Annotated in this window: 22 protein-coding genes; 10 read left to right on the plus strand and 12 right to left on the minus strand. The window is 63.4% G+C overall.

Annotated features, from left to right (window positions below):
- Positions 1–303 precede the first annotated feature (303 nt).
- Both NR193_RS19445 and yihA read left to right on the plus strand, forming a co-directional pair.
- A complete protein-coding gene (locus NR193_RS19445; RefSeq protein WP_256752401.1) occupies positions 304–942 on the plus strand; it encodes a CatB-related O-acetyltransferase in 639 nt (212 codons plus the stop codon).
- Positions 939–1,598 (plus strand): ribosome biogenesis GTP-binding protein YihA/YsxC, encoded by a 660-nt coding sequence (gene yihA / locus NR193_RS19450; protein ID WP_256752402.1) that lies wholly within the window; start codon positions 939–941, stop codon positions 1,596–1,598. Before NR193_RS19445 ends, yihA begins: the two co-directional genes overlap by 4 nt.
- Positions 1,599–1,645: 47 nt before the next feature.
- On the opposite strand, the gene NR193_RS19455 is transcribed toward yihA, so the two are convergent.
- Complete coding sequence (locus tag NR193_RS19455; protein ID WP_256752403.1) at positions 1,646–2,380, minus strand: TetR/AcrR family transcriptional regulator; 735 nt, start codon at positions 2,378–2,380, stop codon at positions 1,646–1,648.
- Positions 2,381–2,508: 128 nt separating this feature from the next.
- On the opposite strand from NR193_RS19455, the gene NR193_RS19460 reads away from it, so the two are divergent.
- Entirely contained in the window at positions 2,509–3,690 is a 1,182-nt protein-coding gene (locus NR193_RS19460) for an HlyD family secretion protein (RefSeq protein WP_256752404.1), read from the plus strand.
- A gap of 22 nt (positions 3,691–3,712) precedes the next feature.
- Positions 3,713–5,308 (plus strand): DHA2 family efflux MFS transporter permease subunit, encoded by a 1,596-nt coding sequence (locus NR193_RS19465; protein ID WP_256752405.1) that lies wholly within the window; start codon positions 3,713–3,715, stop codon positions 5,306–5,308.
- A gap of 119 nt (positions 5,309–5,427) precedes the next feature.
- Here NR193_RS19465 and msrB read toward each other — a convergent pair whose 3' ends face one another.
- The 4 genes from msrB to NR193_RS19485 form a co-directional block, all read right to left on the minus strand.
- Positions 5,428–5,931 (minus strand): peptide-methionine (R)-S-oxide reductase MsrB, encoded by a 504-nt coding sequence (msrB, locus tag NR193_RS19470; RefSeq protein ID WP_256752406.1) that lies wholly within the window; start codon positions 5,929–5,931, stop codon positions 5,428–5,430.
- Between the two features lie 212 nt (positions 5,932–6,143).
- The gene (locus NR193_RS19475) at positions 6,144–6,701 is read right to left on the minus strand and encodes a fasciclin domain-containing protein (protein ID WP_256752407.1); all 558 of its coding nucleotides are present in this window, start codon (positions 6,699–6,701) and stop codon (positions 6,144–6,146) included.
- A gap of 222 nt (positions 6,702–6,923) precedes the next feature.
- Positions 6,924–7,646 (minus strand): anti-sigma factor domain-containing protein, encoded by a 723-nt coding sequence (locus tag NR193_RS19480; RefSeq protein WP_256752561.1) that lies wholly within the window; start codon positions 7,644–7,646, stop codon positions 6,924–6,926.
- The gene (locus NR193_RS19485) at positions 7,643–8,182 is read right to left on the minus strand and encodes a sigma-70 family RNA polymerase sigma factor (protein WP_256752408.1); all 540 of its coding nucleotides are present in this window, start codon (positions 8,180–8,182) and stop codon (positions 7,643–7,645) included. Before NR193_RS19485 ends, NR193_RS19480 begins: the two co-directional genes overlap by 4 nt.
- 152 nt (positions 8,183–8,334) lie before the next feature.
- Between NR193_RS19485 and NR193_RS19490 the strand changes: the two genes are divergently transcribed.
- Together NR193_RS19490 and argB are read left to right on the plus strand one after the other, a co-directional pair.
- The gene (locus tag NR193_RS19490; protein ID WP_256752409.1) at positions 8,335–9,831 is read left to right on the plus strand and encodes an amidase; all 1,497 of its coding nucleotides are present in this window, start codon (positions 8,335–8,337) and stop codon (positions 9,829–9,831) included.
- A gap of 217 nt (positions 9,832–10,048) precedes the next feature.
- Positions 10,049–10,942 (plus strand): acetylglutamate kinase, encoded by an 894-nt coding sequence (gene argB / locus NR193_RS19495; protein ID WP_256752410.1) that lies wholly within the window; start codon positions 10,049–10,051, stop codon positions 10,940–10,942.
- A 161-nt stretch (positions 10,943–11,103) separates the two neighbouring features.
- On the opposite strand, the gene bchE is transcribed toward argB, so the two are convergent.
- Together bchE and NR193_RS19505 are read right to left on the minus strand one after the other, a co-directional pair.
- A complete protein-coding gene (bchE, locus tag NR193_RS19500) occupies positions 11,104–12,651 on the minus strand; it encodes a magnesium-protoporphyrin IX monomethyl ester anaerobic oxidative cyclase (protein ID WP_256752411.1) in 1,548 nt (515 codons plus the stop codon).
- A 110-nt stretch (positions 12,652–12,761) separates the two neighbouring features.
- Complete coding sequence (locus tag NR193_RS19505) at positions 12,762–13,238, minus strand: Lrp/AsnC family transcriptional regulator (RefSeq protein WP_256752412.1); 477 nt, start codon at positions 13,236–13,238, stop codon at positions 12,762–12,764.
- Positions 13,239–13,378: 140 nt separating this feature from the next.
- On the opposite strand from NR193_RS19505, the gene phhA reads away from it, so the two are divergent.
- Entirely contained in the window at positions 13,379–14,215 is an 837-nt protein-coding gene (gene phhA / locus NR193_RS19510) for a phenylalanine 4-monooxygenase (RefSeq protein WP_256752413.1), read from the plus strand.
- A gap of 55 nt (positions 14,216–14,270) precedes the next feature.
- On the opposite strand, the gene NR193_RS19515 is transcribed toward phhA, so the two are convergent.
- Positions 14,271–14,771, minus strand: a complete 501-nt coding sequence (locus NR193_RS19515; RefSeq protein ID WP_256752414.1) for a MarR family winged helix-turn-helix transcriptional regulator — start codon at positions 14,769–14,771, stop codon at positions 14,271–14,273.
- A 94-nt stretch (positions 14,772–14,865) separates the two neighbouring features.
- Here NR193_RS19515 and NR193_RS19520 point away from each other — a divergent pair, with 94 nt between their 5' ends.
- Positions 14,866–15,033, plus strand: coding sequence for a hypothetical protein (locus NR193_RS19520; RefSeq protein WP_256752415.1), 168 nt, complete (start codon positions 14,866–14,868; stop codon positions 15,031–15,033).
- 88 nt (positions 15,034–15,121) lie between these two features.
- Here the strand turns inward: NR193_RS19520 and NR193_RS19525 are convergent, their stop codons facing one another.
- The 3 genes from NR193_RS19525 to NR193_RS19535 form a co-directional block, all read right to left on the minus strand.
- The gene (locus NR193_RS19525; RefSeq protein WP_256752416.1) at positions 15,122–16,561 is read right to left on the minus strand and encodes a GMC oxidoreductase; all 1,440 of its coding nucleotides are present in this window, start codon (positions 16,559–16,561) and stop codon (positions 15,122–15,124) included.
- Positions 16,558–16,740, minus strand: a complete 183-nt coding sequence (locus NR193_RS19530) for a hypothetical protein (RefSeq protein ID WP_256752417.1) — start codon at positions 16,738–16,740, stop codon at positions 16,558–16,560. The genes NR193_RS19525 and NR193_RS19530 overlap by 4 nt, the downstream gene beginning before the upstream one ends.
- Before the next feature lie 186 nt (positions 16,741–16,926).
- Positions 16,927–17,688 (minus strand): GGDEF domain-containing protein, encoded by a 762-nt coding sequence (locus NR193_RS19535; protein ID WP_256752418.1) that lies wholly within the window; start codon positions 17,686–17,688, stop codon positions 16,927–16,929.
- 161 nt (positions 17,689–17,849) lie between these two features.
- Here NR193_RS19535 and NR193_RS19540 point away from each other — a divergent pair, with 161 nt between their 5' ends.
- On the plus strand, positions 17,850–18,557 hold the full coding sequence (locus NR193_RS19540) for a pyrimidine 5'-nucleotidase (protein WP_256752419.1): 708 nt from the start codon (positions 17,850–17,852) through the stop codon (positions 18,555–18,557).
- A 51-nt stretch (positions 18,558–18,608) separates the two neighbouring features.
- Here the strand turns inward: NR193_RS19540 and NR193_RS19545 are convergent, their stop codons facing one another.
- Positions 18,609–19,448, minus strand: coding sequence for an LOG family protein (locus tag NR193_RS19545; RefSeq protein ID WP_256752420.1), 840 nt, complete (start codon positions 19,446–19,448; stop codon positions 18,609–18,611).
- 227 nt (positions 19,449–19,675) lie between these two features.
- Between NR193_RS19545 and dapD the strand changes: the two genes are divergently transcribed.
- Positions 19,676–20,530 carry a 2,3,4,5-tetrahydropyridine-2,6-dicarboxylate N-succinyltransferase gene (gene dapD / locus NR193_RS19550; protein ID WP_256752421.1) on the plus strand — a complete coding sequence of 285 codons (855 nt, stop codon included), beginning with the start codon at positions 19,676–19,678 and terminating at the stop codon, positions 20,528–20,530.
- The last annotated feature ends 12 nt before the right edge of the window (positions 20,531–20,542 follow it).

The raw sequence follows: 20,542 nt of genomic DNA on the forward strand, positions 1-20,542 counted from the left end.
CCCTCACAGGACCCCGGTTCGTTTTGTCTTCGGGCGTGTTGTCCGCTGTCATCCCTGTCGGGGATCCCGCGGCCTGGGTAGACGCAGGCTCCACGCATGCCTATAAGCTCGCTCTCGTTCGGGAGTGCCCCATCGATGAACAGGTAGGCTGATGCGTTCCGCAGGCCGTTGGTGCTGTGGTGCGGATCGCGCTATTTTGACCTGTGCGGCTTGAGCCCGAAATTCGCGCGTTGCTTTGCAGACCGATGCGAATTTCGATTTTTGCCGCACCGCCGGCCACATCATTCGACGGAGCCAGACCTCATGACCGGACCCAACCCCAACATCAAGCACCCGATCCCGATGCACACGCGGGTCGGCTTCCTCAAGGGGCTGGTAAGCGCGCCAAACATCGAGATCGGTGACTTCACCTACTATGATGACCCGGACGGTCCGGACAAGTTCGCCGAAAGATGCGTGCTGCATCACTACCCCTTCATTGGCGACAAGCTGATCATCGGCAGATTCTGTGCCATCGCCGAAGGCGCGCGCTTCATCATGAACGGCGCCAACCATGCCATGTCCGGCTTTTCGACCTACCCGTTCAATATCTTCGGCCATGGCTGGGAAAAGGGTTTTGACCCCGTCACCTGGTCGAAGGAAGTGCGCGGCGACACAATCGTCGGCAACGATGTCTGGGTCGGCATGGAGGCGGTGATCCTTCCCGGCGTCGAGATCGGCGATGGCGCCATCATCGCCGCGAAATCGGTGGTGACGCACGACGTGCCGCCCTATGCGATCGTCGCCGGCAACGCCGCCAAGGTGGTGAAGATGCGTTTCGACGACAGGACGATCCGGCGATTGCTCTCGGTGGCATGGTGGGACTGGCCGGTGGACAAGATCAGCCGTAACCTCGATGCTATCAGAGGCGCCGATATCTCTCTTCTGGAGGCAGCAGTTTGAACGCCCTGAACAGCAGCACGATCGGCATCGACCTGTTTACGCGCGGGTGGATATTCATCCGCGGCGTGCCGGCAATGAAATTCCTGCCACCGGAAGGACCGCCGGAAATCGCCTTTGCCGGCCGCTCGAATGTCGGCAAATCGTCGCTGATCAACGCGTTGGTCAACCAGAAGGGGCTGGCGCGCACGTCCAACACGCCGGGGCGCACGCAGGAGCTCAACTATTTCGTGCCGGACGGATTTTCGGGGGAAGGTGCCGACCTGCCGCCCTTGGCGCTGGTCGACATGCCGGGCTATGGCTACGCCACCGCGCCGAAGGAGAAGGTCGACGAGTGGACCAAGCTGGTCTTCGACTATCTCAAGGGCCGCGTCACGCTGAAGCGCGTCTATGTACTGATCGACGCCCGCCACGGCATCAAGGCCAAGGACGATGAGGTGCTGTCGCTGCTCGACAAGGCGGCGGTGTCCTACCAGATCGTGCTGACCAAGACCGATAAGATCAAGGCCGCCGGGGTGCCGAGATTGATCGAGGAGACGCTGCAAAAGATCAAGAAGCGGCCGGCGGCGTTTCCGTTCGTTCTGGCGACGTCGTCGGAAAAGGCCGAGGGCCTCGCGGAATTGCAGGCCGCGATCGTGCTCGCGGCCAATGGCGGCTAGAGCATGATTCCGAAAACTGGGAGCCGGTTTTCGGAAAAGGTCATGCTCTATCTCTTTGCCTCCAGTGCAATCATCTGGTGGCTCTCTTCCGCGGCAAGGCTCTCGGTGCCATAGGCCTTCAGGAACACGCTGACGCCGGAGCTGACGATGTGGTCGACTTCTTCCTGGCTCGGAGCTTTGGTGCGGTAGGCGAATATGCACTGGCGGAAAAGGCCGGCCAGGCACAGGTCGGTGAACTGATAGGCGGCAAGATCGACATCGTCGATCCGCAGCATGCCGCGCTCGATGGCGGCATTGAGAAAGACCATCAACTTGTCATGGCCGCGTTTCGGGCCGCGCTCGAAAAAACGTGCGCCGAGTTCGGGAATCCTGTCGCACGCGCCGATCACCGTACGCTGCGCTTGGATGACCTTGGCCGATGTGATCTTGAAGGCAAGCACCTTGCCGAACTTCACCAGCGTCTTGCGCAGGTCGTCGGTGTGATCCAGCACATCGTACATGTTCTTGAAGATGGTACCGCGTTCTTCCTCGATCAGCGCTTCGAACAGCTCTTCCTTGTTGGCGAAATAAACGTAGATCGTCCCCTTGGAAACACCGGCCTCGCGCGTAATGTCGTTCATGGACGCCGCTTCGAAACCCTTGTCGATGAAGACACGGCGGGCGCCGTCGATGATCTGGCTGCGCTTGACCGGATCCTGACCCGCCGCCGGGCGGCCACGGCGGATGGTGTCCAGCAGATCGTCGCACTGCTCGTTTTCGACGTCGGGCGCAGTCTCGTCCATAAAAGTCACACCTCGAAAAATAATTCGAACCAAGCGGTTCGATTGCTCTTGATATGGTCCTCTTTCCGCGCTATGTCAACGGCCCGATCGAACCGAACGGTTCAGTATTGTTATTTTAGAGAGATGTCATGTCCTCGAATGCACCCACCACCGCCGAAGTCCGTCCCTTCCCCAACGCCAAGGTTGCCCCGGCGACGGAAGCGCCAAGCGCACCGGTCGAGCCCGTAACCACGGCTCCGGTGGAAACGCCAGCCAGGAAGAAGCGTTCCGTTCGCTCTTTCCTGCTGCCGATCATCGGCGTTGCCCTGCTGAGCGCCGGCGCCTGGTACGGCTACAATTACTGGACCACGGGCCGCTTCATGATCTCGACGGACGATGCCTATGTCCAGGCCGACATGGCGTTCATCTCGCCGAAGATCTCCGGCTATGTCGATCAGATCAAGGTGAGCGAGAACCAAAAGGTCAAGGCTGGCGACCCGTTGCTCGTCGTCGATGACGGCGACTACAGAATAGCCGTCGCCCAGGCCGAGGCGCAGATCGCCACGTTGAGCAAGACGCTCGACCGCATCGACGCCCAGACCGAAGCGGCGCGTGCCTCGCTGCTGCAGGCGCAGGCGCAGAAGACCGCCGACCAGGCCGCCGCCGACAATGCGGCGAAGGTCGCCGCGCGCGCCTCGCAGCTGCTCCAGACGCATGTCGGCACGCAGGCACAGCTGGATGATGCCCAGACGGCGGTCCAGCAAGCCAATGCGGCGCTGGTCGGCGCCGACGCCCAGATCGCCGCGGCGCAGGCCAATATCGGCGTGCTGCAGGCGCAGCGCGCCGAATCGGCAAGCACGCTGGCGTCGCTGCAGCTCGGCCGGGACAAGGCCGTGCGGGATCTTTCCTTCACCGTGCTGAAGGCGCCCTATGACGGCGTCGTCGGCAACCGTTCGGTCGAGCAGGGCGACCTCGTCAGCCCCGGCCAGAAGCTCGCCGTCATCGTGCCGATGGACAAGCTCTACATCGTCGCCAATTTCAAGGAGACCCAGCTCGCGCGGCTGGTTCCCGGCGAGAAGGTCAAGATCTCGGTCGATGCAACCGACGGCCAGGATTTCGAGGGAACCGTCTCGTCGCTCGCGCCGGCTTCGGGTGCTGTGTTCTCGCTGCTGCCGCCCGAGAATGCCACCGGCAACTTCACCAAGGTCGTGCAGCGCGTTCCGGTCCGCATCGACGTGCCGGCTGACGTGCTGAAGAGCGGCAGGCTGCGCGCCGGCTTGAGCGTCGTCGTCGCCGTCGACAGCCGCACCGCGCCAACCGCGTCGAACTGATCGGAAGCCGGGGAGCAATGCCATGGCAACCGCAACCCTGACAGCAGGATCACTGCCGGCGAGGCCGGCGGTGCCTGACACCATCTCGACGCGTCGCGTCATCGCCTTCCTGGCGATGGTGTTCGGCATGTTCATGGCGATCCTGGACATCCAGATCGTCTCGGCCTCGCTGTCCGAGATCCAGGCCGGCCTCAGCGCCAGCTCCGACGAGATCCCGTGGGTGCAGACGGCCTATCTGATCGCCGAGGTGGTCATGATCCCGCTGTCGGGCTTCCTCAGCCGGATGCTGTCGACGCGCGTACTGTTCACGGTCGCGGCGGCGGGCTTCACCGCCGCCAGTGCGCTGGCTGCGACCGCCACCAACATCGACCAGATGATCGTCTACCGTGCCGTCCAGGGCTTCATCGGCGGCGGCATGATCCCGAGCGTCTTTGCCGCGGCCTTCACCATCTTCCCGCCCTCGCGCCGCGCCGTCGTCTCGCCGATGATCGGCCTGGTGGCGACGCTGGCGCCGACCATCGGCCCGACCGTCGGCGGCTATATCAGCCATGCCATGTCCTGGCACTGGCTGTTCCTGGTCAATGTCGTGCCCGGCATCCTGGTGACGACCGCGGCCTGGTCGTTGATCGATTTCGACAAGCCCAATCTCAAGCTGTTCAGCAAGTTCGACTGGTGGGGCCTCGCCGGCATGGCGGCCTTCCTGGGCTGCATGGAGTATGTGCTCGAGGAAGGCCCCAACAATGACTGGCTGCAGGATCAGGCAGTGCTCATCTGCGCGGTCATCATGACCGTCGGCGCGGTGCTGTTCTTCTGGCGCGCCTTTACAGCCGAGGAGCCGATCGTCGACCTGAAGGCGTTCAGCAACATCAACTTCGCTTTCGGCTCGCTGTTTTCGTTCGTCATCGGCGTCGGCCTATATGGCCTGACCTATCTCTACCCGGTGTTCCTCGGGCGCATCCGCGGCTACGATTCGATGATGATCGGCGAGGCGCTGTTCGTCAGCGGCCTGGCCATGTTCTTCACCGCGCCCATCTCCGGCATCCTGTCGAGCAAGATGGATCTGCGGCTGATGATGATGATCGGCTTCTTCGGCTTCGCCACCGGAACCTGGTGGATGACGCATCTGACCGCCGACTGGGACTTCTATGAGTTGCTCATTCCGCAGATCCTGCGCGGCTGTTCGATGATGCTGTGCATGGTGCCGATCAACAACATCGCGCTGGGCACCTTGCCGCCCGAGCGGCTGAAGAACGCTTCGGGCCTGTTCAACCTCACCCGCAACCTCGGCGGCGCCGTCGGCCTTGCCATCATCAACACCGTGCTGATCGACCGCAACGCTTTCCACTACGCAAGGCTCTCCGAGCACGTGCAGTGGGGCAGTGCGGCCGCGCAGACCAAGCTGCAGAACATGACGCTCAACTTCGAGCAGACCGCCGGCCTCGACGCTACCAGTGCGGCGATCTCCAAGCTGTCGGGCATGGTCCAGCAGCAGGCGGCGCTGCTGTCCTTCATGGATGTGTTCTACCTGCTGACGGTGCTGTTCGCGACGCTCGGCCTGTTCACCATGCTGATCCGCAAGCCGGCCGCGGCCGGTGGTGGAGGCGGTGGCGGCCACTGATACCGAACGTGGACAGAAATTTCGGGAAGCTCCTCCAGTCCACGCCCGAAAATGCCTGACCACGCAAAAAACTCCGGGCCGCAAAGCCCGGAGTTTTTTGTTTTCGCGGTTGGATCTCGTCAGGCCGTAGCGGGCTTGAAGGTCAGTGCCACGCCATTGATGCAGTGACGCAGGCCGGTCGGCGCCGGGCCATCGTCGAAAACGTGGCCGAGATGGCCGCCGCAACGGCGGCAGTGCACCTCGGTGCGGGTCATGCCGAGCGACCGGTCTTCGGTCTTGCCGATGGCATTGGCGATCTCTTGCCAGAAGCTCGGCCAGCCGGTGCCGGAATCGAACTTCGTCTCCGACGGATAGACCGGCAGGTCACAGCCGGCGCAAGCGAAAATGCCCTTGCGGTGTTCGTTGAGCAGCGGACTGGTGCCGGGATATTCCGTGCCTTCCTTGCGCAGCACGTCGAAGGCGGCCGGCGACAGGATGGCCTTCCACTCGGCCTCGGTCTTGGTGACCTCGAACGTTTCGGCGGCCTGCGCGGCCTGTGGATTGCCCATGCGTAGCACGGCGGCCGCGGCCCCGACGACGCCGATGGCGGCAGCACCGCTCAAAAGAAAGTCGCGACGGTTCATGACCAGGTTCCTCCTGTTGTCTCTTTGCCAAACTATACCGCCACACGGAAATCAAAAGCCGGTGACGGTGGCCCCCTCGCACGAACACTCCGCGCCGTTCCACATCTGAACGTGGACGGCGCGGAGTGCGCGGTCGGTTGCGGATCACGGGAGCGAGACCATGCAATCGACGAAGAGCCCTTGCCGCAATTTCGCTCGCGGCAAGCCTGTTGTTACATCTTCGGCAAAAGAACCTTGTCGATGACGTGGATGACGCCGTTGGACTGTTCGACGTCGGCGATCGTCACATTGGCGACATTGCCGTTCTCGTCGGTCACGGTGACCTTGCCGCCGTCCGCCTTGAGCGACAGTTCGCAGCCGCCAGCCGTCTTGACCTTGTGGGTGCCGCCATCAGCCTTGGCCATCGCGGCCACATCCGCCCCCATCGCCTTGGCGCCGATGACATGGCAGGTCAGGATCTTGGTCAGCTTGTCCTTGTTCTCGGGCTTCAGCAATGTCTCGACCGTGCCGGCCGGAAGGGCTGCAAAGGCCTCGTTGGTCGGCGCGAACACGGTGAACGGACCGGCGCCCTGCAGCGTCTCGACCAGGCCGGCTGCCTTGACGGCGGCGACCAGTGTCGTGTGGTCCTTCGAGTTGACCGCATTCTCGACGATGTTCTTGCTGGCATACATGGCGGCGCCGCCAACCATCGGGTTTTCGGCGTAGGCTGCGGTGGCAAGCGCGGAAGCAGCGATCGTACCGGCAAGCAAAAGGGTGGCGAATTTACGCATGATGTCAAAACTCCTCGGGTTTTCTCTTCCCATTTTTTGGGGACGCGAGGAGATACGGAACGCAAACGCATGAGTTTCAGAATATCGGATTTTTTTGATTCTATTTGCCCGACGATGAGGTTTTGGTGAGAAGCGCTTTGCCGGCTCACAAGTTTCCGCCAGCCCACGAAAGGCGGATAGCCCTTCAGTCTTCGTGATGTTGGTGGTGTGGGGAAGCGTCGGTCAGATGCTCTTCAGATCACCCGCCGCCACCACCGGTCCGGTCGGCTGGCCGGTCGGCGAACCGCCTGCCGGCTCGAGGCTGACGGCGAGCACCGCGCCCTGGGCGAGCTTCTGCTGCGCCGCCGGCGAGACGACGATATGCGCCGTCGAGCCGACGGGGATGACGCCCATCGAGACAGGCGGGTTCTTGCCCTCGATCATCCACAGTTCGAAGTCCTTGCCGGTGGCCCGCTCACCGGAGACGTGCGACAGGCCGACCTCGTGATGCGCGGCATCATAGATGGCAAGATATTTGACATCGCTGCCATCGGCGGCCAGCGAGGCGACGAGGCGCGCCTGCGGCTGCACGACCGGCGGATTGAGGTAGGGCACGGCAATGTAGATCGCCAGCGCGGCAACCGCGGCCGCCGCGAGGCCACGCCAGAAGGCCAGGCTGGACCACAGCCCAGCACGCGCCTCGGCAGGCGCGGTCGTGGTTGATGCGAACAGCCGGCGATCGAGCGCGATCTTGACGGAAGCCGGCGGCTCGATGTCCGGATAGGCGGCGGCCAGAGGCGAAAGGCGAACCTCCCAGCCGTCGACGAGCCGCGCGAAATCCGTGTCCGCGTCGATGCGTCGGGAAACGATCTGCCGCTCTTCCGCCGACAGCACGCCGAGAACGTATTCGGCGGCGAGCAGGTCGTCGCCTCCGCGTTCCGGTCCGTTGTCTTCCGCGAGCGTCATCTTTCCAGACATTCTCTGAGTTTCAGCAGGCTGCGGCGCAGCCAGGTACGCATGGTGTTCAACGGCACGCCATGGCGCTCCGCCAGTTCGGCATAGCTTTCGCCCTTGAGATAGGCGCCCCGGACCGCCGCTGCCCGGTCCTTTTCCAGCTCATCGAGACAATGACGGATGCGTTCGGATTCGCCGCCCGCCACCACCATCGCCTCCGGCCCCGGCGCCGGATCGGCCACGTCGAGCGCGGCATCGATATCGACGGCAGGCTTGCGCCGCGCTCTTATGCGATCGATCGCATGGTTGCGCGCGATCGCCACCAGCCAGGAGATCGGGCTGAGATCGGAAACGGCAAAACGGTCCGCCTTCATCCATATCTTGACGAAGACCTCCTGTAGGGCTTCTTCGGCATCTCCCCGGTCATTCAATACACGAAGGCAGACGCCGAAAAGTTTCGCACTGGTCTGCCGGTAGAGCAGATCGAACGCGGCCCGATCCTTCATCGAAGTCCGGACGATCAGCTTGGTGATGTCCTGCGGCGTCATGCAGGCAAATTAGGGGATCGCAATGTATTTGCAACGGCGGAAATCGCCTTGTGCACGCCAAACCCTGCCGCGCTTGCCACAGGGATTCGGTCCATCGATTGCCAACCGAATCACGACTGGCTAGCTTGCCGGCTGTGACAGGGGGAGCGCGCATGTCGGTTGGGCATACACTGTGGGCGCAAGACGCAACCGGCCTTGCCGACCTGGTCCGCAAGGGCGAGGTCTCGCCGATCGAGCTGACCGAAGCGGCGATTGCACGCGCCGAGGCCACCCGTCCCGACATCAATGCCACGGCCGAGCCGCTCTATGAGGCCGCACGGGCGCGGGCGAAGACCATCGACCGCTCGTTGCCGCTGGCCGGCGTTCCCTTCGCCATCAAGGACCTCGGCATCGCCATCAAGGGCGTACCGACACATGGCGGCAGCCGCATTCCGGCATGGCTGGCCGATGTCAATTCGGTGCTGACCGATCGTTATCTTGCCGCTGGGCTCGTTCCGATCGTCACCTCGACAGCGCCGGAGCACGGGCTGCGGCTGATGACTGAATCCAAGGCCTTCGGCATCACCCGCAATCCGTGGAACACCGGTCACACCAGCGGCGGCTCGTCGGGCGGCGCGGCGGCACTGGTCGCCGCCGGCGTCGTCCCGGTGGCGCATGCCTCGGATGGCGGCGGCTCGATCCGCGTGCCTTCCGCCTGCACCGGGCTTGTCGGCCTGAAGACGTCGCGCGGCCGTATACCGCTGACGCCATTGGTGAGCGAAAGCTGGTACGGCATGGTGGTCGACCATGCCGTCACCCGCTCGGTGCGCGATTCGGCGTTGCTGCTCGACCTCACCCATGGGCCCGACCCGCTGTCGCCCTATGCGGCGCTGCCGCCGAAAGGCACATTCACTGCCGCCGCCGCGCGCGATCCCGGCAAGCTCAAGCTGGCCGTGTACCGAAAATCGCCGCTCGGCCTGCCGGTTTCGTTGGAGACGTTGAAGGCGCTGGACACGGCGGTGGCGCTTGCCCGCGAGGGCGGCCATGCGGTCGAGGAAATCGACCTGCCCTTTATCGGGCGCGATTTCATCGCCGACTTCTGCAGGACGGTTGCCTCGGCCGTCGCCGGCACGATGCGGGCCGAAGCGCTGCGCGTCGGCCGTTCGGTTGCCGGCGACATCGAACGCGCCACGCGGGTGCTTGGCCGATTGGGCGAAATGGTCTCGGCCGGCGAGACCTATGCCGGCCTGCAGCGGCTGCATGCCACCTCGCGACGCCTGATCGAGGAGACCGCGCGTTATGATGCCGTGCTGATGCCGATCATCGCCCACCCGCCGCTCGCCTGCGGCGCCATGGATCCGAAAGGCGCCGATGACCTCATCGAAAACCTGCTCGACAAGCTGCACCTCACACCCTTGTTGAGGTTGAAGCCGTTGTTCGGCCAGCTGATGGACAAGAGCCTCTGGTTCACCCATTGGCCGGCGATCCAGAATGTCAGCGGCCAGCCGTCGATCGCGCTGCCCGTCCATGTCACCGATGCCGGCCTGCCGCTCGGCATCCAGGCGGCCGGCCGTCCGGGTGACGAGGAGACGCTGCTGTCGCTTGCTGCGCAGATGGAGAAGATCTCGGGTTGGCTGGGCCGCAGGGCGCCGCTGAAGGTGCCATCGTGATGACGACGTCGTGAGGCGTTCGAATATGACAGCAATGCCATTTGCGGGCCGCCGCAATTCCCGCTAAGACGCCGCCGTTCTTTCCAAGTGCATGTCGCCCAAAAGTGCTTGGCGGTTTTGGAGCAACGACATGCATAAACCAAGTGCATGTCGCCCAAAAGTGCCTAGCGGTTTTGGGACAGCGGCATGCACAAACCAGAAGCCGGGAACCACGCCGATGACGGAGATCACCGCCACCGCCGAAATGCAGGCCGCCCTGCTTTCGCGGGCGCTGCCCTACATGCAGCGCTACGAGAACAAGACGGTCGTGGTGAAATATGGCGGCCACGCCATGGGCGATATCGAGCTCGGCAAGGCCTTCGCCCGCGACATCGCGCTGTTGAAGCAGTCCGGCGTCAATCCGATCGTCGTTCATGGCGGTGGTCCGCAGATCGGCGCCATGCTGGCCAAGATGGGTATCGAATCCAAGTTCGAGGGCGGCCTGCGCGTCACCGACCAGAAGACGGTGGAGATCGTCGAGATGGTGCTGGCCGGCTCGATCAACAAGGAGATCGTGGCGCTGATCAACGCCGAGGGCGAATGGGCGATCGGCCTGTGCGGCAAGGACGGCAACATGGTGTTCGCCGAAAAGGCGCGCAAGACGATGATCGATCCGGACTCCAACATCGAGCGCGTGCTCGATCTCGGCTTCGTCGGCGAGCCGGTCGAGGTCGACCGCACTCTGCTCGACCTTCTGGCGCGCTCCGAGATGATCCCGGTGCTGGCACCGGTGGCGCCTGGCCGCGACGGCCACACCTACAACATCAATGCCGACACCTTCGCCGGCGCCATTGCCGGCGCCTGCAAGGCGACGCGCCTGCTGTTCCTCACTGATGTGCCGGGCGTGCTCGACAAGAACAAGAACCTGATCGACGAGCTGACCGTCGCCGAGGCCAAGGCGCTGATCAAGGACGGCACGGTGTCGGGCGGCATGATCCCCAAGGTCGAAACCTGTATCGAGGCGATCGAGCGCGGCGTCGAAGGCGTCGTCATCCTCAACGGCAAGACGCCGCATGCGGTGCTGCTCGAACTGTTCACCGAGCATGGCGCCGGCACGCTGATCGTTCCCTGAGGTGCATTGATATTCAGGCGATGCCGGCCTGCAAACGGGGGCTTTCTCCACTTCCGGTGCTCACGGACCAGAACGTCCGCTGCGCTCCGGTTTTGGAAAGCCACCGTTTTCGGCTCGTCCTGACCTGAATCTCAACACACCTTCACCGAGCGCGGTAACAGTCAGGGACTCGGCGAAATCATGATCCCGCATGATGTCAGCTTTCGCGCTGATCGTTGAACGGTCATGGATTCCTCTTCCGCGTCCTGCGGCGCGCCCCAGAACTCGGCGAGGGTCGGGCCGTTCTGCACCCGGCGGTCGCGGGCCAGAAAGCCCCAGACCTCGCGGAACCAGACGCGGCGGCCCATTTGCGTGTACCAGCGCATCGAGTGCCGCTGCTCGGGATCCTTGTGGAACAGGATGCGGGCCAGTGCCTTCGGCCGCGACTGCACCGCCAGCTCGATCAGCTTGACGCTGAAGAACAGCATCCACGGCTTCAGCCTGGTCATGTGCAACACCTGGTGCTTGTAGTCCCACAGCCGGGCATCCCTTTGGATCACCTTGCGATCCCGCGCGATCCTGAAGAACGGTGTCCAGCGGTGTGGCGTCACATAAAGCGCCTGGATCTGGTCCGGGTCATAGGCGATGAGCTGGCGAAAGCCGCGCCACAGATCACGAAAGCCTTCATCCTCGAAGCCGGCCACCCAGGTCGCCATCGACAGGATGCCATGGAGGCGCAGCAGCCTTATCGCCTCGCGGTCGGATGAGGTGCTGCCGCCCTTGCGGATCAATTGGAGCGTCTGTTCGTCGGTGTTTTCCATGCCGAGCAGCCAGCGGATGATGCCGGCCTTGCGGTAGAGATGCAGGATGTCGGCGTCGCGCACGATGTCGTCGGCGCGGGTCGATCCGACGATCAGCACCGGCACGTTCTGCGCAATCATGGCATCGAGAAAGGCCCGCCAGGCCTTCTTCGAAACCGTCGGGTTCTCATCGGCGAGGTTGATCAGCTCGACGCCGTGTTCCCGGTGCAGCCAGGCGATCTCCTTGGCGAATTTCACCGGATCGCGATGCCGCCAGCGGGTCCAGAAGCCGCGCTGGCCGCAATAGTTGCACAGATGCGGACAGCCGCGCGAGAACTGCATGACCACGGCACGCTTGCCGCCCCAATAGCTGTAACGGCTGAGGTCGATCAGCTCCCAGCCGACGCGGTAGGCGTCGAGTTCCGAAATGGTCATTGCCGGTTGCGTCGCGAAGGGACGGCGCAGATCGTCGCGAAAGGCGATGCCGGCCACGCTCGCCGGCGGCTGGTGCATCTCCAGCGCCTCGACCAGCGCCACGACGGTCGCCTCGCCCTCGCCACGCACGATGAAGTCGAAGACTTCCGTCGCCGTGAGGATGTCGCGCCAGTGATAGGTCGGGAAGACGCCGCCATAGATGATGATGGTCGCCGGTTCGCGCTCCTTGATCATGCGCGCGATGAGCAGGGCGGTCGGATGCGCCGAGGTCGAGCCGGAATGGCCGATCAGGACGAAGTCGGGGCAGCCGTCGAGCGCGTTGCGCACCACCATATCGAGCGGCATCGGCCCGAATTCGGCATCGACGAGCCGCACCTCATGGCCGGCGTCGATCAGCGGGCCGCCGAGCGCCAGGAGGCCGAGCGGCGGCAGGTGATCGTCCGGCACGCGGCTGCCGATGGCGGTGTGCGGCGGATTGATCAGGACGATTTTCATGGCGGACCTCCTGGAGAGTTGGTCCGCGCATGCTGGCCGGCGATGTGGACGCGCGCTTGGCCGGTTTCAGCAGTTTGCGTGCAGCTTTTCCGCAGGAATGCGGAGCAGCGTCATCGCCTGAGATGGGCGAGCGGCACGTGGCCGGGGCCCTTGATGTTCTGCAGCACCAGCTGCGTGTGGACGTCGCGCACGCCGTCGAGCCGCATCAGCCGGTGCATGACGAAGGCGTTGAGCTCGTCGACCGACGGCACCATGACATGCAGCAGGAAATCATGGTCGCCGGTCATCGTCCAGCACGAGGACACCTCGTCCATGCGCTGCACGGCGGCAATGAAGGTTTCGGGCGAGCCGTCGCTGTGGCTGACAAGGCGAACCTGGATGAACACCTCGACCATCAGGCCGACCGCCCGGCGGCTGATCACCGCCGCAAAGCCCTTGATGATGCCGGCATCCTGCAGCGCTTCGAAACGCCGCGCGCAGGGCGTCGTCGACAGGCCGATCTCTTGCGCCAGCTCGGAGACGGGCTTGCGTCCGTCGCGTTGCAGCACATCGAGCATCTTGATCTCGAAATCATCGAATTGAGGCATTTTCACTCCGTGTTGACACTAATTGAGTGGATGTTATCTCGAATATTCCGTTGGAGCCATCATCAAAACCGATTTGCCTCGGCAGATCCGGTTAGCCTCATGGCACCATTCGCCACTCATGATTTGCGAGGAGAAAAACCATGACGACGATGAGCGTTGCCGAATACGCCCGCGATTGCGCGGAGCAAGGGTTGCGCGGCGACTATTCGGTCTGCCGTGCCGACTTCACCGTGGCGCAGGGTTACGATTACAGCGCCGAGGAACAGGCGGTATGGCGCACGCTGTGCGACCGCCAGACCAAACTGACGCGCAAGCTCGCCCACCACTCCTATCTCGACGGTGTCGAAAAGCTCGGCCTTCTCGACCGTATTCCCGACTTCGAAGAGGTCAGCGCCAAGCTGCGCGAGCTGACCGGCTGGGAGATCGTCGCCGTGCCGGGTCTCATTCCTGCGGCACCCTTCTTCGACCATCTCGCCAACCGCCGCTTCCCGGTCACCAACTGGCTGCGCACCAGGCAGGAACTCGACTACATCGTCGAGCCGGACATGTTCCATGACTTCTTCGGCCACGTGCCGGTGTTGTCGCAGCCGGTGTTCGCCGACTTCATGCAGATGTATGGCAAGAAGGCCGGCGACATCATTGCGCTGGGTGGCGACGAGATGATCACCCGGCTCTATTGGTACACGGCCGAATATGGCCTGATGCAGGAGAGCGGCCAGCCGCTGAAGGCCTTTGGCGCCGGCCTGATGTCGTCCTTTACCGAGTTGCAGTTTGCCGTCGAAAGCAAGGATGCCCACCACGTGCCCTTCGACCTCGAAACGGTGATGCGCACCGGCTACGAGATCGACAAGTTCCAGCGCGCCTATTTCGTGCTGCCGTCCTTCGATGCGTTGCGCGATGCCTTCCAGACCGCCGATTTCGCGGCGATCGTCGCGCGCCGAAAGGGCCAGCCGGCACTCGACCCGGCGACGGTCTAGCTTTTCGCGTGTCGCGATCTCTCGCCCTCAAATGGGGCGAGAGGCATCGGCACCCCTATCGCCCGTTTGGAGTGTCCGGCCCCTCGGCCTTCAGTCGCGCCAGCTGGTCGCGCTGCAGGTCGAGCGCGGCGTTGACGAAGCGCGATATGGTGGCGAGTTCGGCGTCGCTGAAGGTGGCGATGACCTTTTCGCCTTCCCGCGCGATGGCGCCGTAATAGCGCGCCGACAGTTCCCGTGTCGCCTCGGTCGCCTCTATCACCACCTTGCGCCTGTCTTCCAGACTGCGCGTGCGCGTCAGCAGGCCGCGCGCTTCCAGCCGGTCGATCAGCGCCGTCACCGCGGCCGGCGTCAGCCCGGTCGCGGTCGCGACCGCGCCGGCCGATTGCGGGCCGCCATGGAGCAGCCCGATGCAATGGCGTTCGGCCATGTTCAGCCCGAGCCTCGCCCCCACCGCCTCGTCATAGGCCTGCGTCGCGTCCTGCCACTGCATGATCGCCAGGCCGATAGCGCTCGCCGTCTCGTCGCGATTCTCGCTTGACGATTTTATTTCGATCATCTAACTATCAATCTGTCTAACATTTAGACTGTAACAGCAATATGCGGCTCCGGCTCGGACAAGGCAAGAGCGAGCCGCCGACCAGGAGTGGAAAATGAGCTTGATTCAACAGCGGCAGCCCCTCTCGCATGAGGACGAATTCAAATACGCCAAGCTGGCGATGGAATGGTACGGCTGGGGCTCCCCCATCGGCCTTGGCATTCTGCTTGTGGCGCTGGCCGCCGCCGCCGTGCTGCTGCGCATCGCCGTCTACGGTTTTTGAAACCATGGCGGGTTTCTGCCGGTGCCGTCATCGGCGCCGGCAGGCATGACGTTGCAATGGTACGGACGAGCCTGCCGCCGAAAGCCGCTCAGACGGCGACCACCTTGCTCAGATGTTCGCCCAGCCGGCAGGCCAGCGCGGTAATCGTCGTCGTCGGGTTGGCTTGACCGGATGTGCAGAACACCGAGGAGCCGCCGACATAGAGATTGTCCATGCCGTGCACCTTGCAGTTGGCGTCCACCACACTCTTGGTGATGTCGGTGCCCATGCGCGTGCCACCCATGTGATGGTGGCCCGCTGTCTCCTCGTCGGTCGGATAATCCTCGCCATTGGCAATCCAGTCGATCAGACGAACACGACCGAGATCCTTCTCGATGAGGGTCGTGCCGAACAGCTTCAGGCCTTCGACAAGCGTGCGGCGTTCCAGCTCCGATTTCTTCCAGTGCAGCTCGATGCGCGGCACGCCGGCATGGTCGACATCGGTCTTTGACAGTTCGATCTGGTTGGAGGCCAGCGGCGCCTGTTCCCAGGCAACATAAAGCTGGGCCGCGCAGCGCAGATTCTGGCTGAGCTGATAGGCGACCCACTCGGCCATGTCGGGCGCCGTGCAGGCGAGGTCGGCGATCACGTGCTTGATCCCGGCATAAGGCGTCTCGATCAGCCTGATGCCGAAATTCATGATCTGCAGGCGCTCCATGGCGGCCAGCGTCGGCGAGAAGAAGGCCTCGTTGACGGCATCGACCTCGAACTCGCCATAGTCGGCCAGGATGGCATTGCCGCCCTCGAAGGTCGGGTGTTCCATCCAGTAGCGGCCAAGCGCCGCCGCATTCGGCACGACGCCGCCATTCGAGCGCTGGTTCGACCATAGAAGCAGCCGCGAATTCTCCAGCCCGCCGGTGCAGACGATGAAATAGTCGGCGCTGAACGAGCCGGCATCCTGCCCGTTCGACCATAGCCTGGCGCCTGTCACTCGCTTGCCGTCGCCGGCAAGCTCGGTGGCATAGGTGTTGAGCACCACCGCGATGTTCCTGCTCTTGTCGAGCTCGTCGGCGAATTTTTCGGCAAAACGCACCGCCGGGCTCTTGATCAGCTGCACCCAGCGAATGTCGTCCGAGATCGGCACGTCCGGCCGGAAATCGGGAAGTTCGAGGATGTCGTGCACCTCAGGCAAATAGGGTTCGATATCGGCGCGGCGGATCGGCCAGCCGGTATCGGGTGCCCAGGCCTTTGGCTCGAAATCCTGTTTGTCGAGGACGCGGCACCAGCCGGCCCAGTGGTTCGAGCTGCCGCCCATGAAGCGCAGCCGGGTGATGTCGAGATCGAAATAGAAATCACCGACCGTGGTGCCACGATAGAAATCTTGCGACTCGTCGCTGAACTCCCGTGAGCCCGCCTCCAGCACGACGACCGGAATGCCGGCGGCGCCAAGCTTGCGGGCAATGGTGGTGCCGGCCGGACCGGAGCCGAGGATGCAGACCTTGGGCTTGAAGTTGGTGGCGCGATACCCCTCGTAGCTGTCGAAGATCATGCCAGGTCGCTCCGCTTCAGGATCCAGCCATTGACCTCCACGATTTCATTCGGGTCGGCGTGGGATGGATCGCTGTCGGAAGCGTTGGCATCAGGCAGCTTGCGGAACAGCGACAGGGCAGGCAGTGCGATCAGCGCCTGCACGATGCTGCGGCGCGACATTTTCTTGAAGAAACTCATGACAGGTCTCTCGATGGGGGCCTCGACTGCGCATGGCAGTCCCTGAACGGCACATGCCCTGAAGGAAAAGCCAATTTCGTGCCAAGCTTGCCCGCAGATCAGCGAAAAACCGGGTAAACGGTGCAACCGAATGCAAACAGGGTTAGAAATTCGTTAACAGGCTGGTTGTACCGGATCGGGGACCAATCACGCCGCCGCGGAGATATCCGTGTCGAGGATCGTCAGATTGCGGCCCCCGTGCTTGGCCTGGTAAAGGCGCCGGTCAGCGGCACGCATCAGGTCCGATACGTTGGCCTCCGCGCCACACACGGTGCCGCCGATGCTGACAGTGAGCGGAATGGTCCGCTCGTCGATGGGCCGGAACCGGATCAGTTCGACTTCGCGGCGGATGCGCTCGGCGACGCGCTTGGCCTCCTGTTCGGTGGCGCCGACCAGGAAGGCGCCGAACTCCTCGCCGCCGATGCGGCCGAGCACATCGCCGCTGCGCACGCCACGCTCGATCGCGCTGGCGATCAAAAGCAACGCGTCATCGCCGGTCAGGTGGCCAAAGCTGTCGTTGATCCTCTTGAAATGGTCGGCGTCGATGATCAGCAACGCGCCGCGATCGGACTTGCGCCTGGAGCCGTCGAGTGCGGCAAAGAAACTCTCCCGGTTGAGCATGCCGGTCATGTCGTCGCGGCTCGCCTTTTCCTCCAGGCGGCGATGCGCGGCGGCGAGCTGGGCGTGCGCCCGGGCGAGATCGCGATGCGCGTTCTTCAGCCTGTCGCTCTGCCAGAATGTGCTGGCGCCGGCGATCCAGGCAATGACGAGCGGGCAAACCGTCGAGGTCAGCCAGATCGTCCGGTTGATGGGGAATCCCATCGCCGGAACGATGATCAGCGTCAGCAGGAGAGAGGCGGCGACGGAGGCGAAGGCGATCGCGGCGGACTTCAGAAATATACGACTCATCGCTTGCTCCCACAGGATTGTCTCTCTGCCAGCAAGCCCTGAAGGCCACCTTTCCCGGATGTCTAAAATTTGAATCGTGACGGCATTTTCTGCCCTTTCGACGCGCATAGGTTGTGGATAAAGTCGCTTTCAGAACGTCCGTTTCATGCCATAAGGATCGCATGACAACGCTCCCCGATCCCGCCCGCTTCGCCCACGTCACCGACTGGGTGTTCGACCTCGACAACACGCTCTATCCGCACCATTCGAATCTGTTCTCGCAGATCGACGTCAAGATGACCGCGTATGTCGGCGAGCTCCTGGCGCTGCCGCGCGACGAGGCGCGCAAGTTGCAAAAGGAGCTCTACCGCGAATACGGCACGACGCTGAACGGGCTGATGACGCGCCACGGCATCGACCCCGACGATTTCCTCGAGAAGGTGCATGACATCGACTATTCATGGCTGGTGCCCGATCCCGTTCTCGGCACCGCCATCCGCCAGCTTCCGGGCCGCAAGTTCATCTTCACCAATGGCGACCGCAAGCACGCCGAACGCACGGCGCGCCAGCTCGGCATCCTCGACCATTTCGACGATATCTTCGACATCGTCGCCGCCGGGCTCAATCCCAAGCCGGCGCGCCAGACCTACGAGAAGTTCGCCGAGCTGCACGCCGTCACCGGCCACAATGCGGTGATGTTCGAGGATCTTGCCCGCAACCTTTCGGTGCCGAAGTCGCTGGGCATGACCACCGTGCTCGTGGTGCCGCGCAATTTCGAGCCGACCTTTTCCGAAATCTGGGAGCGCGATCCTGCCCAGGAAGACGATGTCGATTTCGTCACCGACGATCTCGCCGGCTTCCTGACGGCGATCGTCGAGGTCACTGCCTGAAGCTTGTCGATATTCAGGTGATGCCGGCCTGCAAAGGCCCCCGCCACACTCTCACAGATTGTAGAAGCGGCTGATGATGCCCCAGGCCTCGTCGGCGGTGTCGACGAAATCGATGATGTCCTGATCGCCCGGGCTGATCGTGCCCTGTTCGGCGAGGAAGTCGAGGTCGATCGCCCGTTTCCAGAAGGATTTGCCGAACAGGATCACCGGCACGCGCTCCATGCGACCGGTCTGGATCAGGGTCAGCGTCTCGAAGAACTCGTCCATCGTGCCGAAGCCGCCGGGAAACACCGCCACGGCCTTGGCGCGCATGACGAAATGCATCTTGCGGATGGCGAAATAGTGGAAGTTGAAGCAGAGCTCCGGCGTCACATAGGCGTTCGGCGCCTGCTCGTGCGGCAGCACGATGTTGAGGCCGATCGACGGCGCACCGACATCGTCGGCGCCACGGTTGCCGGCTTCCATCACGCCGGGCCCGCCGCCGGTCACCACGACATACTCGCGGTAGTATGAAGCAGCCGACTGCTGCGAGCAGAGGCGGGCGAATTTGCGCGCCTCCTCGTAGTATTTGCTGTTTTCCTCGAGGTTCTTCTTCTGCGTCTCGTTCTTGGCCGCCCAGGCCGCGCCACCGGGCTCTGGCAGGCGCGCGCCGCCGAACAGGATCACCGTCGATCGGATGCCGCGCTCGGCAAGGATCATTTCCGGTTTCAAGAGTTCGAGCTGCAGCCTGACCGCGCGCAGTTCGCGCCGCGTCATGAAGTCGGGATCGTTCCACGCCAGCCGGTATGTCTCGGCCCGCGTCTGCGGTGTGTCCGGCACGCTTCTTGACCGCTCCAGATCCTCATCCGAATGCGGCAGCGGCGTCCATCCCGCCTTTTCCATAGGAGTCATAGTTGCGTTACCCGTCCAGTTCTTCACTTGCGCCGTCCCATGACGCAGCCGCGATTGACCCTCACCAGGGCTTCACTTAAGCAGGTTCCGCAAAAGTGTCCTGCGGTTTTGCGACAAGAACCTGTTACAGGCAAAGACCTGGGCAGGCGAAGCATGCTCAGGGTCCGCGCGACTTTCGAAACAGGTTAAGGCGCAGCCCCTTAACAGCTTGGTAATGGAGCGAATTCATGTCGAACGCCGATCTGGCAAGCCTCGAAAAGACCATCGAGAAGGCCTTCGAGGAACGCGACACGATTTCGACGGCAACCCGCGGCGAGACGCGCGACGCCATCCAGTCGGCGCTCGACCTGCTCGACCGCGGCACAGCCCGCGTCGCCGAGCGCCAGGCCGATGGCAAGTGGCATGTCAACCAGTGGCTGAAGAAGGCGGTGCTGTTGTCCTTCCGGCTCAACCCGATGGAGATCATCAAGGGCGGTCCCGGCCAGGCCGTGTGGTGGGACAAGGTGGCGTCGAAGTTCGACGGCTGGAGCGCCGTCGATTTCGAGAAGGCGGGCTTCCGCGCCGTGCCGGGATCGATCGTGCGCCACTCGGCCTATGTCGCGCCGGGCGCCGTGCTGATGCCGTCCTTCGTCAATGTCGGCGCCTATGTCGACTCAGGCACCATGATCGACACCTGGGTCGGGGTCGGTTCCTGCGCCCAGATCGGCAAGAACGTGCATCTGTCGGGTGGCGTCGGCATCGGCGGCGTGCTGGAGCCGATGCAGGCCGGCCCGACCATCATCGAGGACAACTGCTTCATCGGCGCGCGCTCCGAAGTGGTCGAGGGCTGCATCGTGCGCGAAGGCTCGGTGCTCGGCATGGGCGTCTTCATCGGCCAGTCGACCAAGATCGTCGACCGCGCCACCGGCGAGGTCTTTTATGGCGAGGTGCCGGCCAATTCCGTCGTCGTCGCCGGCTCGCTGCCGGGCAAGCCCCTGCCCAATGGTGAGCCCGGCCCCAGCCTCTATTGCGCCGTCATCGTCAAGCGGGTCGACGCCAGGACCCGCTCCAAGACCTCGATCAACGAATTGCTGCGCGATTGATCTTTGCGGAAA

The sequence above is a fragment of the Mesorhizobium sp. Mes31 genome, assembly GCF_024519675.1.
Lineage (GTDB): Bacteria > Pseudomonadota > Alphaproteobacteria > Rhizobiales > Rhizobiaceae > Mesorhizobium.

Coding starts and splice junctions, on each gene's coding strand:
- NR193_RS19445 (WP_256752401.1), top strand. CDS start 304: ATGACCGGACCCAACCCCAACATCAAGCACCCGATCCCGATGCACACG.
- NR193_RS19455 (WP_256752403.1), bottom strand. CDS start 2,380: ATGGACGAGACTGCGCCCGACGTCGAAAACGAGCAGTGCGACGATCTG.
- NR193_RS19460 (WP_256752404.1), top strand. CDS start 2,509: ATGTCCTCGAATGCACCCACCACCGCCGAAGTCCGTCCCTTCCCCAAC.
- NR193_RS19465 (WP_256752405.1), top strand. CDS start 3,713: ATGGCAACCGCAACCCTGACAGCAGGATCACTGCCGGCGAGGCCGGCG.
- msrB (WP_256752406.1), bottom strand. CDS start 5,931: ATGAACCGTCGCGACTTTCTTTTGAGCGGTGCTGCCGCCATCGGCGTC.
- NR193_RS19475 (WP_256752407.1), bottom strand. CDS start 6,701: ATGCGTAAATTCGCCACCCTTTTGCTTGCCGGTACGATCGCTGCTTCC.
- NR193_RS19480 (WP_256752561.1), bottom strand. CDS start 7,646: ATGACGCTCGCGGAAGACAACGGACCGGAACGCGGAGGCGACGACCTG.
- NR193_RS19485 (WP_256752408.1), bottom strand. CDS start 8,182: ATGACGCCGCAGGACATCACCAAGCTGATCGTCCGGACTTCGATGAAG.
- NR193_RS19490 (WP_256752409.1), top strand. CDS start 8,335: ATGTCGGTTGGGCATACACTGTGGGCGCAAGACGCAACCGGCCTTGCC.
- argB (WP_256752410.1), top strand. CDS start 10,049: ATGACGGAGATCACCGCCACCGCCGAAATGCAGGCCGCCCTGCTTTCG.
- bchE (WP_256752411.1), bottom strand. CDS start 12,651: ATGAAAATCGTCCTGATCAATCCGCCGCACACCGCCATCGGCAGCCGC.
- NR193_RS19505 (WP_256752412.1), bottom strand. CDS start 13,238: ATGCCTCAATTCGATGATTTCGAGATCAAGATGCTCGATGTGCTGCAA.
- phhA (WP_256752413.1), top strand. CDS start 13,379: ATGACGACGATGAGCGTTGCCGAATACGCCCGCGATTGCGCGGAGCAA.
- NR193_RS19515 (WP_256752414.1), bottom strand. CDS start 14,771: ATGATCGAAATAAAATCGTCAAGCGAGAATCGCGACGAGACGGCGAGC.
- NR193_RS19520 (WP_256752415.1), top strand. CDS start 14,866: ATGAGCTTGATTCAACAGCGGCAGCCCCTCTCGCATGAGGACGAATTC.
- NR193_RS19525 (WP_256752416.1), bottom strand. CDS start 16,561: ATGATCTTCGACAGCTACGAGGGGTATCGCGCCACCAACTTCAAGCCC.
- NR193_RS19530 (WP_256752417.1), bottom strand. CDS start 16,740: ATGAGTTTCTTCAAGAAAATGTCGCGCCGCAGCATCGTGCAGGCGCTG.
- NR193_RS19535 (WP_256752418.1), bottom strand. CDS start 17,688: ATGAGTCGTATATTTCTGAAGTCCGCCGCGATCGCCTTCGCCTCCGTC.
- NR193_RS19540 (WP_256752419.1), top strand. CDS start 17,850: ATGACAACGCTCCCCGATCCCGCCCGCTTCGCCCACGTCACCGACTGG.
- NR193_RS19545 (WP_256752420.1), bottom strand. CDS start 19,448: ATGACTCCTATGGAAAAGGCGGGATGGACGCCGCTGCCGCATTCGGAT.
- dapD (WP_256752421.1), top strand. CDS start 19,676: ATGTCGAACGCCGATCTGGCAAGCCTCGAAAAGACCATCGAGAAGGCC.